This window comes from Streptomyces virginiae (assembly GCF_040638905.1).
Classification (GTDB): Bacteria; Actinomycetota; Actinomycetes; order Streptomycetales; family Streptomycetaceae; genus Streptomyces; species Streptomyces virginiae_B.
In genome coordinates this window covers 49,467-64,383 of sequence record NZ_JBEZYV010000006.1, presented here as the reverse complement: position 1 = coordinate 64,383, position 14,917 = coordinate 49,467, and the positions used below count along the sequence as shown (strand labels likewise).

Annotated in this window: 14 protein-coding genes and 2 tRNA genes; 8 read left to right on the top strand and 8 right to left on the bottom strand. The window is 71.9% G+C overall.

The genetic code is table 11. The features are described 5' to 3' along the window. Positions 1-156: 156 nt before the first annotated feature. Both chpH and AB0F82_RS11130 read right to left on the bottom strand, forming a co-directional pair. A complete protein-coding gene (gene chpH, locus AB0F82_RS11135) occupies positions 157-390 on the bottom strand; it encodes a chaplin ChpH (RefSeq protein WP_356810866.1) in 234 nt (77 codons plus the stop codon). 131 nt (positions 391-521) lie between these two features. Continuing rightward, on the bottom strand, positions 522-1,847 hold the full coding sequence (locus AB0F82_RS11130) for a M20/M25/M40 family metallo-hydrolase (protein ID WP_362625772.1): 1,326 nt from the start codon (positions 1,845-1,847) through the stop codon (positions 522-524). A 171-nt stretch (positions 1,848-2,018) separates the two neighbouring features. Here AB0F82_RS11130 and AB0F82_RS11125 point away from each other — a divergent pair. After that, positions 2,019-2,106 (top strand) — tRNA-Leu (locus AB0F82_RS11125). Positions 2,107-2,251: 145 nt separating this feature from the next. After that, a tRNA-Leu gene (locus AB0F82_RS11120) sits at positions 2,252-2,339 on the top strand. Between the two features lie 81 nt (positions 2,340-2,420). On the opposite strand, the gene AB0F82_RS11115 is transcribed toward AB0F82_RS11120, so the two are convergent. From AB0F82_RS11115 to AB0F82_RS11095, 5 genes are all read right to left on the bottom strand, one after another. Next, the gene (locus AB0F82_RS11115) at positions 2,421-3,872 is read right to left on the bottom strand and encodes a hypothetical protein (RefSeq protein ID WP_362625769.1); all 1,452 of its coding nucleotides are present in this window, start codon (positions 3,870-3,872) and stop codon (positions 2,421-2,423) included. Positions 3,873-3,909: 37 nt separating this feature from the next. Further along, complete coding sequence (locus AB0F82_RS11110; protein ID WP_362625766.1) at positions 3,910-4,791, bottom strand: aminoglycoside phosphotransferase family protein; 882 nt, start codon at positions 4,789-4,791, stop codon at positions 3,910-3,912. 199 nt (positions 4,792-4,990) lie between these two features. Then, positions 4,991-6,430 carry an amino acid permease gene (locus AB0F82_RS11105; protein ID WP_362625763.1) on the bottom strand — a complete coding sequence of 480 codons (1,440 nt, stop codon included), beginning with the start codon at positions 6,428-6,430 and terminating at the stop codon, positions 4,991-4,993. 209 nt (positions 6,431-6,639) lie between these two features. Then, entirely contained in the window at positions 6,640-8,184 is a 1,545-nt protein-coding gene (locus tag AB0F82_RS11100; RefSeq protein ID WP_362625760.1) for an APC family permease, read from the bottom strand. A gap of 131 nt (positions 8,185-8,315) precedes the next feature. Next, on the bottom strand, positions 8,316-9,263 hold the full coding sequence (locus AB0F82_RS11095; protein ID WP_356810860.1) for a hypothetical protein: 948 nt from the start codon (positions 9,261-9,263) through the stop codon (positions 8,316-8,318). 442 nt (positions 9,264-9,705) lie between these two features. On the opposite strand from AB0F82_RS11095, the gene AB0F82_RS11090 reads away from it, so the two are divergent. After that, positions 9,706-10,131: an ASCH domain-containing protein gene (locus tag AB0F82_RS11090; protein WP_362625757.1), complete on the top strand. Its 426-nt coding sequence runs from the start codon at positions 9,706-9,708 to the stop codon at positions 10,129-10,131. 211 nt (positions 10,132-10,342) lie between these two features. On the opposite strand, the gene AB0F82_RS11085 is transcribed toward AB0F82_RS11090, so the two are convergent. After that, the gene (locus tag AB0F82_RS11085; protein WP_362625754.1) at positions 10,343-11,998 is read right to left on the bottom strand and encodes an FAD-binding dehydrogenase; all 1,656 of its coding nucleotides are present in this window, start codon (positions 11,996-11,998) and stop codon (positions 10,343-10,345) included. 84 nt (positions 11,999-12,082) lie between these two features. Here AB0F82_RS11085 and AB0F82_RS11080 point away from each other — a divergent pair, with 84 nt between their 5' ends. From AB0F82_RS11080 to AB0F82_RS11060, 5 genes are all read left to right on the top strand, one after another. Further along, positions 12,083-12,604 carry an NUDIX domain-containing protein gene (locus AB0F82_RS11080; RefSeq protein ID WP_356810857.1) on the top strand — a complete coding sequence of 174 codons (522 nt, stop codon included), beginning with the start codon at positions 12,083-12,085 and terminating at the stop codon, positions 12,602-12,604. 9 nt (positions 12,605-12,613) lie between these two features. Further along, positions 12,614-13,012, top strand: coding sequence for a YidH family protein (locus AB0F82_RS11075; RefSeq protein ID WP_362625751.1), 399 nt, complete (start codon positions 12,614-12,616; stop codon positions 13,010-13,012). A gap of 2 nt (positions 13,013-13,014) precedes the next feature. After that, the gene (locus AB0F82_RS11070) at positions 13,015-13,326 is read left to right on the top strand and encodes a DUF202 domain-containing protein (protein WP_362625748.1); all 312 of its coding nucleotides are present in this window, start codon (positions 13,015-13,017) and stop codon (positions 13,324-13,326) included. A gap of 83 nt (positions 13,327-13,409) precedes the next feature. After that, positions 13,410-13,706, top strand: coding sequence for a hypothetical protein (locus AB0F82_RS11065; RefSeq protein ID WP_356810854.1), 297 nt, complete (start codon positions 13,410-13,412; stop codon positions 13,704-13,706). A gap of 177 nt (positions 13,707-13,883) precedes the next feature. Then, positions 13,884-14,795, top strand: a complete 912-nt coding sequence (locus tag AB0F82_RS11060) for an MBL fold metallo-hydrolase (protein ID WP_362625745.1) — start codon at positions 13,884-13,886, stop codon at positions 14,793-14,795. The last annotated feature ends 122 nt before the right edge of the window (positions 14,796-14,917 follow it).

Below are 14,917 nucleotides of genomic sequence, written 5' to 3'. Positions count from 1 at the left end.
CTGTACTCGTCCCCTGGTGTGTACGTGTCGGCCGGCGCTCGGAGGCCGGCCGCCCAGACTCCCCCGCCTGGTACGCCGATAAGTGGTTCCGGGCCGGAAAAGCCCGGTGGCCCCGGAGCGCTGGAATGCGCTCCGGGGCCGAAGACTTCAGATGCGTCAGGCGTTGACGCAGGTGTTGCCGAAGGCCGGGTTCAGCAGGCCGACGATGTTCACGGTGTTACCGCAGACGTTGACCGGGATGTGGACCGGGACCTGGACGACGTTGCCGGACAGGACACCGGGGGAGCCGATGGCCGCACCCTGGGCACCCGCGTCGGCGACGGCCAGACCCGCACCCGCGAGAACCAGACCACCGGTAGCAGCCGCAGCGGCGACAACCTTCTTGAGCATTGTTCCTCCTAGTAGGCAAAGTGCGGTCCCAGCCGCGGACCGCACCACCTGTAACGAGGAGGGATCACCAGGGCTACGAGCGTATGAGTGCATTCACTCTTCTCAGTGGAATGCGCACACCTTCTCGAATGTCAGGCGTTGTCGATGAATCGGTCGAGCACCCGCGCCCCGAACTTCAGTCCTTCCACCGGCACCCGCTCGTCCACGCCGTGGAACATCCCGGCGAAGTCCAGCTCCGGCGGCAGCTGCAGCGGCGCGAAGCCGAAGCAGCGGATGCCGAGGTCGTCGAAGGACTTGGCGTCCGTGCCGCCCGAGAGCATGTACGGCACCGCCCGCGCGATCGGGTCCTCCGCCTTCAGGGCGCCCTGCATGGCCTCGACCAGCCGGCCGTCGAAGTCCGTCTCCAGAGCCTTGTCGCCGTGCACGTCCTCGCGCTTCACGCGGGGGCCGAGGACGCGGTCCAGGTCGGCGAAGAACTCGTCCTCGTAACCCGGCAGGAAGCGGCCGTCGACGTGGGCCGTCGCCTGGCCCGGGATGACGTTGACCTTGTAGCCGGCGCCGAGCATCGTCGGGGCGGCCGAGTTGCGCAGGGTCGCGCCGACCATCTTGGCGATGCCGCCGAGCTTGGCGAGCGTGGCGTCCATGTTGTCCGGGTCCAGAGGGGTGCCCAGCGCGTCCGAGAGCTCGTCCAGGAAGGACCGTACGGTCTTGGTCACGCGCACCGGCCACTGGTGGCGGCCGAGCCGGCCCACGGCCTCGCACAGCTCCGTGATGGCGTTGTCGTTGTTGGTCATGGAGCCGTGGCCCGCGGTGCCCTCCACCGTGAGCCGCATCCAGTGCATGCCCTTCTGGGCGGTCTCCACGAGGTAGAGCCGGAGGTTCTCGTTCACGGTGAAGGAGAAACCGCCGACCTCGCCGATGGCCTCGGTGACGCCCTCGAACAGACCCGGGTGCTTGTCGACGAGGTACCGGGCCCCGTAGATGCCGCCCGCCTCCTCGTCGGCGAGGAAGGCCAGCACGATGTCCCGCGGGGGCTTGCGGCCGCTGCGCATCCGGTCGCGGACGACGGCCAGCGTCATCGCGTCCATGTCCTTCATGTCGACGGCGCCGCGGCCCCACAGGCATCCGTCGGCGATCTCGCCCGCGAACGGGTCGTACGTCCAGTCCGCGGCGTTCGCCGGAACCACGTCGGTGTGCCCGTGGATCAGCAGCGCGGGCCGTGAGGGGTCCTCGCCCTCGATCCGCGCCACCGTCGAGGCGCGGCCCTTGTGCGATTCGAAGATCTGCGGCTCCAGCCCGACCTCGGCGAGCTTCTCGGCGACCCACTCCGCCGCCTTGCGCTCCCCGGGGCCCGAGTGGTCCCCGTAGTTGCTGGTGTCGATCCGGATGAGGTCCCGGCAGAGGTCGACGACCTCGTCCTCGCCGGAGACGGTCCTGCCCGCGCTCGACTCGCTCACGCTGCTTCCTCCCACTGATCCACTCAGTACCGAACATTCCCATCCTCGCGCTCCGGGCCGCTCTCCCCAAGGGCGATCCCCGGCCGTCGGGGGGTGTGATCGAGGACCTCCTGCCGTTTGGTAGTGTTTTCCACGTCGCAACGGCCCGCGAGGACGTACGGCAGACACCCGGTCCGGGTGGCGGAATGGCAGACGCGCTAGCTTGAGGTGCTAGTGCCCTTTATCGGGCGTGGGGGTTCAAGTCCCCCCTCGGACACCAACGGAAGGACCCCGCTTCGGCGGGGTCCTTCTTCGTTCCCGGAGGCGGCCGCCCGGCGCCGCCGGGCGCGCGGCGGCGGCCCCGGAATGTTTGGTAGTGTTTCGCTCGTCGCAACGGCCCGCGAGGGACGCGAGACACACACCCGGTCCGGGTGGCGGAATGGCAGACGCGCTAGCTTGAGGTGCTAGTGCCCTTTATCGGGCGTGGGGGTTCAAGTCCCCCCTCGGACACCACGGCAAAGGCCGGTCAGGAGAGATCCTGACCGGCCTTTCGTGCGTCCGGGCACCTTGTCGCACGTGCACGCGGCCCGTCACTCAGGGTGAGGATCGGGTGGGCCGGGACGGTTCGGTGTGGGCTCCGGCGACTTCCGCGCTTCGTGGCTGCGGAACGGTTGGCGGCCGACCGTCGAGAAGTGCCGTGCCCAGCTCGGCGGCGAGCAGTCTGTGGGTCCCGTGCCATGTGGGCGCGGGCGCTGCGAACCGGCGCAGGGCGGCCCGGTCGACGGCGTGCAGGATGCTGTACACCAGGAAGCCCAGCACGAGCACGGTGACGATAAGGCCATAGATCGGCATGTAGGCCGGGTCGAACATGGAGCGCCCCTCGTCGACTTCCCTGGCGTTGATGCCGAAGAAGGCGAAGAGCAGTCCCAGCGTCGCCGTGATGGTCGTGATGAAGGTGACGGCGACCACGGTCCGTACTCGCCGTCGGTCCGCAGCGCGGAGCTCCGTCGATTCGACCGAGGTCAGTTCGGCGGCTGTGGCGTTGCCGAGGCGCTGGAGCGTCTGGCTGACGGCTGCCGCGCGGTCGGTGAGCCCCATGGCCTCGTAGAGGGCCGAGTGGTAGGCGGTGGGGCGTAGCGAAGGGATGAGGGTGGCGAAATCCGCAGGGATCTCGACGCTGTAGCCGAGTTCCAGTTCCAGGTGGCCGTGAGCCGTCGTGATCTTCTCCAGGAGGGCGCGGCGATCACGTGGCGAGGCGTTCCCGTCGGGCCGTGCGCGGAATCGGCGGGCGTACGATTCCGCCAGCACCCGGATCTCCCGTAGGCGGGCGGCCGAGGCGACGGCCTGGATGGCCGACAGGAAGGCCGCGTTCTCCACGTAGTCCTGGTGGCCGGTCAGCAGGCTGACGTAGGGGCCCAGGACTCCGAAGGTGGTCGGGCGCCGGTTGAGCTCGTCGGGCGCGCACAGCGGATCCAGCCCCGGGCGGACGGGAAGGTCGGCCCGGTAGATGATCCGCTGCGCGACATCGGGTGTCGGGACGTCGCTCTCCGAGGGAGAGGCCCGGAGAACGAGCTGGTGTCTCTCGGGCAGCAGCCCCGAGGGGACCGTTCCGATCCGGGCGGCCGCCAGCTGCTCGACATCCTCACCCCCGAAGGTGACCTCGGCGTAGTACAGGTCCTCGAGGAGCGGGATGCACCGCAGGAGCGGAGCGGCGACATCGAGGGTCAGGGCGATCATGATCTGGCCTGACGGTGCCGCGAACTGCCAGAGGGTGGCGGCCGTCGGCGGGTCCTGCCCGGTGGCCCGCCACCGGCGCGCGTCGAAGAGCGAGAGGTCCAGGCGCCCGGTCTGCAGGACGCGGGGCAATTGGTCGGCGTGGCGGTCGTAAGCCGCGGCGAGACGCCCCAGATTCAGCAGCGCGGAGGGGCGCAGGGACGCGACCTCGCTGTCGCCTCCGTCACTCGTGTCGGGGGCGTAGGTCCAGGAGGTGGCGTACACCGTGGTCAGCCTGGTGCCGAGGCGGGAGACGTACGGGTCGAACGGCACCGTGCCCTCTGGTGACGCCGTGGACCCCGCCTCGGACTCAGAGGGCGTGCCAGCGGGCGACATGGTCCCCCTCTCGCAAGGAAGCCATACGGACGGCGAACTCCTCGGCGGCGGCAGCCGAATGGGGGACGTTCTGCATGAGCCACGTCGTCATACCGAGTTCGCGCACGGTGCGCAGCAGCCGGTACTCGTGCCGACGGGTGACGTCCGCTCCGTACAGGGCGCAGAACTCGTCGTACTCGGACGCCGCCAGGCCGAACCGGTCCACGGCCGTCGCGGTCGGGAGCAGGTCCCAGCTGCGCGGACCGAGCGCCACGGCTTCGTAGTCGATCAGCAGCACCCGGTCGCGGTCGCGCAGCAGGTTGCCCCTGTGCGCGTCACCGTGGACGAGACCGACGTCGGGATCAGTGGCGACCAGGTCACGGAACGCGGCTTCGTTGGCATCGCACGCGGCACTGAGGAAGGCGAGGTCCTTCTCGGAGACCGCCGCGTCCGATCCGGCGGTGACGGCGGCGCCTGCCGTGCGGAGCCGGTCGCGCATGACCGGGAACGGGTCAAGGGTCGGCAGCGGGAAGTCGGGGGCGGGCAGTGCGTGCAGGTCGCGCAGGAGCGCGGCGAGATCAACCAGCGCGGGTGGGGGATCCGCGGGTGGTACGTACTCCCAGAAGGTGACCAGTCGGCCGTCCGCGGGTAACGGCTGGGAGAGCTCGTCACGGGGCGGCAGGCCGGGGAAGCGCTGTGCGAGCAGCCATCGGGCAGTGGCCAGCTCCTTCTCGACCTTGTCCCGCACGGTGTCGGAACGGGCGACCCGGTAGACGAGGCCCTGTGCGGGACTGGCGAAGAGGGCGTTCTCGCCCAGACGGAGGAGGCGCAGATCGTGGGGGTGTGGGGCATCTGAGTCCCGGACGGCCTCCAGCACTGCGCGTGTGGCCGCGGCTTCAGTGAACGGGCTTTTACCTGCGGGAAGTTGAGGTCGACTCATAGCCGGTTCAGCTTCACGAGCCCGCGAGGGGGTGTCAAGGGTGCCACTCCCCCTGGCGAGCAGGCCGTGCTACGACGCACTGGACCCCGCGCCGGGGCGGGCGCGGGGTCCGAAACGGTGCTGCGACGCGCCGGGATCAGTCGCGGGATGCGGACAGGGTGGCGACTCGGCCGCGGACCAGGAACCAGCCGCCCACGAGGGCGGCGGCGATGACCGGGACGAGCATGACCGTGGTGCGGCCGACGCCGCCGTCGCTCCACATCAGGACCAGGACCGTGGCGAGGAAGACCAGGGTCACGATCTGGGTGTAGGGGGCCCACGGCAGGCGGTAGGACGGGCGGTCGACCAGGCCGTTCTTCGAACGGTGCCAGAAGAAGAGCGAGCAGAGCATGACCATGCCCCAGGTGCCGAGGATGCCGACGGAGGCGAGGTTGAGGACGATCTCGAAGGCCTCGCCGGGCATCCAGTAGTTCAGGCCGACGCCGGCGACGCCGAAGGCGGCGGTGAACAGGACGCCGCCGTAGGGGACCTTGCCCTTGTTCATGACGCCGGTGAACTTGGGGGCGGAGCCCGACAGGGCCATCGAGCGCAGGATGCGGCCGGTGGAGTACAGGCCCGAGTTCAGCGAAGACAGAGCGGCGGTCAGGACGACCAGGTTCATGATGCCCGCGGTGCCGGGGATGCCCAGCTTGTCGAAGACGGTCACGAACGGGGACTGGTCGGCGGAGTAGGCGGTGTACGGGAGCAGCAGGGCCAGCAGGACGACCGAGCCCACGTAGAAGACGCCGACGCGCCACATGATGGAGTTGATCGCCTTCGGCATGATCTTCTCGGGGTTCTCGGTCTCGCCCGCGGCGACGCCGCACAGCTCGACGGAGGCGTACGCGAAGACGACGCCCTGGACCACCATGAGCATCGGGATCACGCCGGAGGGGAAGAGGCCGCCGTTGTCGGTGATCGTCGCGAGGCCCGGGGTGTGGCCGTCGATCGGGTGGCTGGTGGCGACCAGGTAGATGGCGACCACCATGAAGATCACCAGGGCGCTGACCTTGACGATCGAGAACCAGAACTCCATCTCGCCGAAGTACTTCACCGAGATCAGGTTCGCGGTGAGGACGATGGCGAGGGCGATGAACGCCAGGACCCACTGGGGCACGTCGGTGAACGCGGACCAGTAGTGGGCGAACATGGCGGCGGCCGTGATGTCCGCCACGGTGGTCGTGGACCAGTTCAGGAAGTACAGCCAGCCGGCCGTGTAGGCGCCCTTCTCGCCCATGAACTCACGGGCGTAGGAGACGAAGGCGCCGGATGAGGGCCGGTAGAGGACGAGCTCGCCGAGGGCGCGGACCACGAAGAAGGCGAAGACGCCGCACACCGCGTAGGCGATCGCGAGGGAGGGGCCGGCGCCGGCGAGGCGGCCGCCGGCTCCGAGGAACAGGCCGGTGCCTATCGCCCCGCCGATCGCGATCATGTTGATGTGGCGGGACTTCAGGTCCTTGCTGTAGCCCTCGTCACCAGCGTCGACATGGCGGGAGGACGCCGGGGCGGGTGCCTCGGTCAAGGTGCGGTCACTCATGTATGACTTCGCCTTCGTGGGTGGGACAGGCAGCCCGGGAAGGCGTCGCAGGGGAGCTGGGTGGTGTCCCCTGTGGCGCGTTCCGGGTGTTTTGAACGCCCCAGGAGACCACGGCGCTCCGCCGGCCGCCAAAATCGCCCCTACGCACCGAAGCCCCCGACGACCTTGGAAACGGTCGTCGGGGGCTCTGCAGAGCCTGGAAAGCGAGGTCAGTCGCCGGGTGTGGCCTCGGCCGCCTGGTCGAGGCGGAAGGCCTCGTTGCCGAGGCCTATGCGGGCGTGGACCTCCGGGCGTCGGCGGCGCAGGAGGGCCCCGTACAGCAGTCCGCCGAGGACGGCGGCGCCGATGATGCCCGGCAGGACCCAGCTGAGGGCGGAGCCCTTCTCGGCGCCGACGAGGACCCCGAAGTCCTTGACGGTGTAGGCGGCGATGGCGAGCAGGGCGAGGCCGGAGGCTCCGGCCGCGACGAGCCGCCAGACCTGGGCGCCGGCGGTGCCGCGGCGGACGAAGAAGGCGATCACGGCGAAGGAGGCGGCGGCCATGAGGAGCGTCACACCGAGGGCGCCGACGCTGCCCATCCAGGTGAACAGGTGCAGGACGGGCGCGGTGGGGTCGCCGGCCGGCAGGTCGTCGGTGACGGCGAAGGCGGTGACGACGAGGGCCGCGATGCCCGTCTGGAGCAGCGAGCCGGTGGCGGGGGCGCCGGTGCCGGCGTTGGTGCGGCCGAAGGCGGCGGGGAGCAGGCCCTCGCGGCCCATGGCGAAGGCGTAGCGGGCGACGACGTTGTGGAAGCTGAGCATGGCGGCGAACATGCCGGTCACGAAGAGGACGTGCAGGACGTCGGTGAAGGTGGTGCCGAGGCGGGACTCGGTGAGCTGGAAGAGCAGGCCGGGTCCGGCTTCGCCGGCGGCCCTGACGACTTCGCCGGGGCCGGTGGCGACGGTGAGGGCCCAGGCGCTGAAGGCGAAGAAGAGGGCGACGAAGCCGACCGCGAGGAACATCACGCGGGAGACGACGATGTGCGGCCTGCTGGTCTCCTCGGCGTACACGGGGGACTGCTCGAAGCCGACGAAGGCGGCGATGCAGAAGCACAGGGCGGTGCCGAGACCGGCTCCGCCGAGGGTCTCGGGGTTGAAGGCGTGGAGCGAGAGGCCTTCGGGTCCGGGCTTGGCGAGGGCGGCGGCGTCGAAGACGACGACCAGGGCGCACTCGATCAGGAGGAGGACGCCGAGGACCTTGGCGTTGAGGTCGATCTTGAGCCAGCCGAGCGCGCCGGTGACGGCGACCGCGAGCAGGGCGGGGATCCACCAGGCGAGCTCGGTGTCCAGGTAGGTGGCGAAGAGGCCGGAGATCTCGAAGCCGAGGATGCCGTAGACGCCGACCTGCATGGCGCTGTACGCGACGAGGGCGACGAGCGAGGCGGCCGCGCCGGCGGTGGGGCCGAGGCCGCGGGCGATGTACGCGTAGAAGGCGCCGGCGTTGTGGACGTGGCGGCTCATCTCGGCGTAGCCGACGCTGAACAGAGCGAGGACCAGGCCCAGGATGACGAAGAGCAGGGGCTGGCCGACGACGCCCATCAGGCCGAAGGTCGTGGGCATGACACCCGCGACCACCATCAGGGGGGCGCTCGCGGCGAGTACGGAGAGCAGCAGACCGGCGGTGCCGAGGCGGTCGGCGCGCAGCGCGCGGTCCTGGCCCTTGTAGGTGCGTATCTCGGCCGGGTCCTGGAGCGTGGTGGATCTGCCCGTCGGCATGGCGGCGTCCTTTCGGGGGCGCGGTTCTTTTCGGGGCGGATGGGGGTGGATCGGGGCGGAGCGGGGTGGATCGGGTGGATCGGGGCGGAGCGGGGCGGAGCGGGGGTGGGGCCGTGGGGTCCGGTCCGGGGTCAGGCGGTTCCGAGCGCGACGTTGCGTGCGGCGAGGAAGGCCTTCTGCGGGTCCCGGTCGGGATAGGACCAGGGGGCGCGGGTGGCGTGGCTGCCGATGCGGTGGAAGAGCGCGGCGGCCTCGGCGGGGCGGCCCTCGCAGAGTTTGGCGTGGGCGAGGAAGTTGAGGTCGACCCGGTTGCGGGGGTGGTCGTCGCGCTCCCACTCCAGCCACCAGTCGAAGGCGGAGCGCAGGACCTGGCGGGCGCGGCGGCCCGCCCAGTGGGCGGCGGCCGTCTCGGGGGTGTGGCCGTGCGTGGCGGCGAGCACGCGGTAGCGCTCGGCGTGCGCGACGACGGGGAGCACGGCCAGCGGGGAGTCGGCCGGGGACTCCTCGGCGGCCCAGGCCGCGAAGTCGTAGACCTCGTGGAGCGGGTCCTGGCCGGGGGCGAGGGTGCGTTCGGCCAGCTTGGCCACCATGAGGTGGTGGGCGTGGTGGTGCTCGCGGTGGCGGGCCCGGACCTGGTCGAAGTGTCGGCTGAACTCCTCCTCGGTGCCGAAGGCGCGGGAGAGCAGGAGCAGTCCGAGCCACGGGGTCGGGTCGTCGGGCAGCAGCGCGGCGGCCCGGCGGCAGGCCTCCTCGGCGGCGGCCGGCGTGCCCTTGTGGCGCAGGGCGGTGAAGACGGCGGCGCAGGCGAGCAGGGTGGCGGCGTCGGCGCTGTCCGGTTCGGCGAGCAGCCATTCGCGGGCCCAGGCGGTGGCCGCCGGGGTTTGGGCGAGCACGACGACGCGGTGGCCGCGGCGGTCCCAGTCGTCGCCGGTGCCGACGAGGAGGGAACGCACCCTGGCCCAGCGGCCCTGGGCGAACTGGGAGCGCACGTCGATGAGTTCGGCGTCGCAGAGGGCCGGGTCGAAGAGCTGGGCGTCCCGCTTGCGGGCGCGGCCGAGGGGCGGCGGAGGCGGGGACATCCGCGGGGTTTCCCTCCAGGACGCGGGCGGACGGTGATCGGGGTCGGGGATCAGGGATCGGTGATCAGGGGTCGGCGATCGGTGATCGGCGGTCGGGGCGGGGGGCGGGTCTGCGGCGGCCGCCCGCGCGCAGGGCGCACGCGCGTGGCTCGGCCGCAAGGCCGCGGGATCGTGCCGGTGGTGCTGTGACGGAGCTCCGGTGGGGCTGCGGCAGGACCGCGGTGGAGTTCCGGGGGGTTGCGACGGGACGCCGGGCGCTCGGGCGGATTCGGGCGGAACTCCGGTGAGCACTCCGGTGATCACGCACAGCAAAGCGGTACGCGCAGCTCCGAGTCAAGGTCCAGTCCACTGCGTGGCGGGTTTCAACTGCTCTGGCCACCGTGCCAGTTGGTCGGGCGGCATTCGTTCCGGGCGGCCACGGGCCGCGCCGTAGGGTGGCCGTATGACTGCATATGGCGATCTTCCCCCGTACCTGCTGGGCTTCCCCGGCCCGTTGCGCGACCAGTTGGTCGCGGCCGTGCTGAGCGGGGCGAAGACCAGCACCACCGGCCTGCTCGCGGAGTACGAGGCGGAGCGGGAACCGCTGCCGGAGCCCGGCACGCGGTCCCTGCTGGTCGACTCCGACGAGCGCGGGGTGGCGGTGGTGGAGGTGACGGCCGTGGAGGTGCTGCGGCTCGCCGACGTGGGACTGGGGCACGCCCTCGACGAGGGGGAGGGATACACGTCGGTGGCCGAATGGCGCACGGCACACGAGGAGTTCTGGCACAGCGAGCCGGTGCGCACGGTGATCGGCGACCCGGGCTTCACGGTCGACGACGACACACCCGTCATCGCGGAGCGGTTCCGGGTCACCGAGCGACTGGTCTGACGCCCCCGGCCCGCGAGGGGGCGCCGTGGCCGGGGGCCGAGGGCCGGGCGACGGGCGCCGGGGCCGAGCGGTGGCGCCGAGGGCCGGGCCGAGCGGCGGGCGGCGGGGCCGGTGGCAGCGCGCCGACGGCTGGGCGCCGGGGCCGGGCACCGGGGCCGGGGCCTGGGCCTGGGGCCGGGGCCTGGGGCCGGGGCCGGCGGCAGGGCCGGGCTCAGCCGACCGCCTGGGCCGCGGCCCGGCCCGCCGCGCGGCCCGAGAAGATGCACCCGCCGAGGAAGGTGCCCTCCAGGGCCCGGTAGCCGTGGACCCCGCCGCCGCCGAATCCGGCCGCCTCGCCCGCGGCGTAGACGCCCGGCAGCGGTTCGCCCGTCCCGGTCAGGACCCGGGAGGAGAGGTCGGTCTCCAGGCCGCCGAGGGACTTGCGGGTCAGGATCGAGAGCCGTACGGCGATCAGCGGGCCGGCCCCGGGGTCGAGGATGCGGTGCGGGGCGGTGGTGCGGATCAGCTTGTCGCCCAGGTACCTGCGGGCGCCGTGGATGGCGGTGACCTGGAGGTCCTTGGTGAAGGGGTTGGCGATCTCGCGGTCGCGGGCCACGATCTCGCGCCGGACGGCGGCCTCGTCGAGGAGGTCCTCCTTGGTGACGGCGTTCATGCCGCGCACGAGGGCGGAGAGGTCGCGTTCGACGACGAAGTCGGCGCCGTGGTCCATGAAGGCCCTGACCGGGCCGGGTACGGCCTGGCGGGCCCGGGTGATGACGTCGCGCACCGACTTGCCGGTGAGGTCGGGGTTCTGTTCGGAGCCGGAGAGGGCGAACTCCTTGCCGATGATGCGCTGGTTGAGCACGAACCAGGTGTGGTCGTGGCCGGTCTTCATGATGTGGTCGAGCGTGCCGAGGGTGTCGAAGCCGGGGAAGAGCGGTACGGGCAGCCGCTTGCCCGTGGCGTCCAGCCAGAGCGGGGACGGGCCGGGGAGGATGCGGATGCCGTGCTTGGCCCACATCGGGTCCCAGTTCTGGATGCCCTCGGTGTAGTGCCACATCCGGTCCTTGTTGATGTGGCTGGCGCCCGCCGCCTCCGCGATGCCCAGCATCAGGCCGTCGACGTGTGCGGGGACCCCGGAGAGCATCCGCCGCGGCGGGGTGCCGAGCCGGGCGGGCCACTGCGCGCGCACGAGGTCGTGGTTGCCGCCGATGCCGCCGCTGGTGACGATCACGGCCTGGGCCCGCAGGGAGAAGGACCCGGTGGCCTCGCGGCCGCTGGCGATGCCCCGTACAGCGTCGGAGGGCTCCAGGATCTCGCCGGTCACGGTGTCCACGGCGCCGGCGGTGGCGGACAGTCCGGTCACCCGGTGGCGGAACGCCAGGCGGACCAGGCCGCGGGCCACGCCTTCCCGGACCCGCCGCTCGAAGGGCTCCACCAGGCCGGGGCCGGTCCCCCAGGTGATGTGGAAGCGGGGGACGGAGTTCCCGTGTCCGTTGGCGTCGTAGCCGCCGCGCTCCGCCCAGCCGACGACGGGGAAGAAGCGGACGCCCTGCCGGTGCAGCCAGGGGCGCTTCTCACCGGCCGCGAAGTCGACGTAGGCCTCGGCCCAGCGGCGCGGCCAGGCGTCCTCCTCGCGGTCGAACCCGGCGGTGCCCAGCCAGTCCTGGAGGGCGAGGGCGTGGCTGTCCTTGATCCGCATCCGGCGCTGCTCGGGCGAGTCCACGAAGAACAGGCCGCCGAAGGACCAGTGCGCCTGGCCGCCGATGGACTGTTCCGGCTCCTGGTCGAGCAGGATGACCTTGCGGCCCGCGTCGACGAGCTCGGCGGTGGCCACGAGGCCCGCGAGCCCGGCTCCGATCACGATCACGTCTGCGTCGTACGTCATGCGGATACCCGTCCTCCGTCGATGGTGGGGCAGATCCTTTGCTACGGAGCGGTAACCAGTCAACAGCGGTGATTGGATGAACCTGTGAGTGCCGCTGATGAAGTACTGGACGTGGTGGACCGGGAGGACCGGGTCACCGGTCAGGCCCCGCGGGGCGAGGTGTACGCCCGCGGGCTGATCCACCGCTGTGTGTTCGTGCTGGCCACGGACGCGCAGGAGCGGATCTTCGTGCACCGGCGCACCGCTTCGAAGCTCGTCTTCCCCTCGCACTACGACATGTTCGTGGGCGGGGTGCTGGGCGCCGGCGAGAGCTACGGGGAGGCCGCGCTGCGGGAGGCCGAGGAGGAGCTGGGGGTGCGGGGGCTGGCGCAGCCGGAGCCGCTGTTCAAGTTCCTGTACGAGGGCCCGGGCGGGGCCTGGTGGTCGTACGTGCACGAGGTGCGGTGCGACCTGCCGGTGGCCCCGCAGGTCTCGGAGGTGGACTGGCACACCTTCCTCACGCGGGACGAACTGGACCGGCGGGTCGCCGACGGGGAGTGGCCCTGGGTGCCGGACGGGCTGGAGGCCTACCGGCGGCTGTGCGCGCGTCGTGGTTCCCGCCAGTAGATTGACCGGGTGATCGACTTCGTCAAGGACGTACGCCTGTGGTTCGCGCCGTCGCGGCTGAAGGACGAGGGCGAGACCCCCGACTACCGATTCTCGCTGGCCAACGAGCGTACGTTCCTCGCCTGGATCCGGACCGCGCTGGCCCTGGTCGGCGGCGGTTTCGCCGTCGACCAGTTCCTGCCCGACCTGCGGTGGGGGGTGCGGGTCGGAATGGCCTTCGCGCTGCTCGCGGTCGGCGCCGCCTGCGCGCTGCGCGCGGTGAACCACTGGGTGCGCTGCGAGCGGGCGATGCGGCGGCACGAGGACCTGCCGCTGTCGCGGTTCCCGGTGGTGCTGAGCCTGGGCGTGGGGCTGGTCGCGGTGGCGATGGTGGTGGTCGTGCTGCTGGGCTGGACGTCGGGGCGGTGAACGTGCCGGGCACGGACCGCGACGCCGGGCTGCAGCCCGAGCGGACCCGGCTCGCCTGGCGGCGTACGACGCTGGCGTCCTCGGTGGTGGCGGTGCTGGCGCTGCGGCAGGCGCTGCGCGGGTCCGGCTCGTCGACGGAGGTGGCCGGGGCGGCGGTGATCGTGCTGATCTGGCTGGTGTTCCTGTGGGTGGCGCACCGCAGGATCCGGGCGCTGGCGACGGGCCGGCCGCGGGGGCTGGCGCCCCGGTCGGCGTTGGCCGTGGTGGCGTGCACGGTGGCGCTGGCGGTGTTCGCGATGGCGGTCATCTTCTGAGCGGCTCGCCGGATCATCCCACTTCCCTTCACCGATAGGGACATAACGCGCGATAGCCGACTATTCGCACTAGTCTCGGCGCCATGACGACCCTCCACCACGAACACCCCACGCACCAGCACGCCCACGGCGCGGACTGCGGCCACCAGGCGGTCCCGCACGGCGACCACGTCGACTACGCGCACGACGGCCACCTGCACCGGGAGCACTCGGGGCACTGGGACGAGTGCGAGCCGGCCGGGCACACCGCCCACGAGGGCCACCCCCACGCGCACGGCGCGGACTGCGGGCACGACACGGTCCGGCACGGCGACCACGTCGACTACCTGCACGACGGGCACCGGCACGCCGAGCACGACGGGCACTACGACGACCACTGACCGGGGCCGCCCCTGACCGGCCGGCTCCCGACCGGGCCGCTCCCGACCGTGCCGCTCCCGACCGGGCCACTCCCGACCGGGGCTTCCCCGGCCGCGAGCGGCGACCCGCCCTCCCCCGCCGCGGCGACGGCTGACAGGATGCTGACCGCCTGTCAAAGCGACCCGGGGAGAGCGCAGATGTCCGTCGATGACCCGTACCTGCTCCAGCCCGCGCCGGGGGTGTACGCCTACGTCCAGCCGGACGGCGGCTGGTGCCTGAACAACGCCGGCTTCGTGAGCAACGGCGGCCGGACCCTGCTCGTGGACACCGCCGCCACCGAGCGGCGGGCGCTGGCGCTGCGCGAGGCGGTCGTGGCGGCCGGGGTCCCGCTCCCCCGGACCGTGGTCAACACCCACCACCACGGCGACCACACCTACGGCAACTCCGTCTTCACCCCCGAGGCGTTGATCCTCGGGCACGAGAACGCACGGGCCGAGCAGCTCGCCGCCGGGCACCAGCTGGAGATGATCTGGCCCGCGACGGACTTCGGGGCGATAGACATCACCGCGCCCGACCTCACCTACGGCGACCGGGCGACCGTGCACGTGGGCGCGACCGAGGTGCGGGTGGTCCACCCGGGCGTCGCGCACACCACCGGCGACTCGGTCGTGTGGCTGCCCGCGCAGCGGGTGGTCTTCACCGGGGACCTGGTCTTCGCCGGGGGCACGCCGTTCCTGGCGATGGGCTCGCTGGCCGGCTCCCTGCGGGCGCTGGAGCTGCTGCGGTCACTGGACGCGGAGACCGTCGTACCGGGCCACGGACCGCTGACCGACCCGTCGGCCTACGACTCCACCGAGCGCTACCTGCGGTACGTGTCCGAGCTCGCCCGGGAGGGGCACGCCAAGGGGCTGACCCCGCTGGAGGCGGCCCGGCAGGCCGATCTCGGCGAGTTCTCCGCGTGGCGGGAGAGCGAGCGCCTCGTGGCGAACGTGCACCGGGCGTACGCGGAGCTGGCCGGTGAGCCGGAGGGTGCGCCGCTGGACATACTGGCGGTGCTGAGGGACATGACCGCGATGAACGGCGGTACGCCGATCCTCTGTCACGCATGAGGCCGGCCGGCCGGAAGTGTTCTTTCGGCCCGCCCTCTGGACTACATACCGACTGGTCGGCATGATTGGGTGCGGGGGTGCGCCGACGCACCGCCCGCTCTTCCCCCTCGTCAACTCTCCGC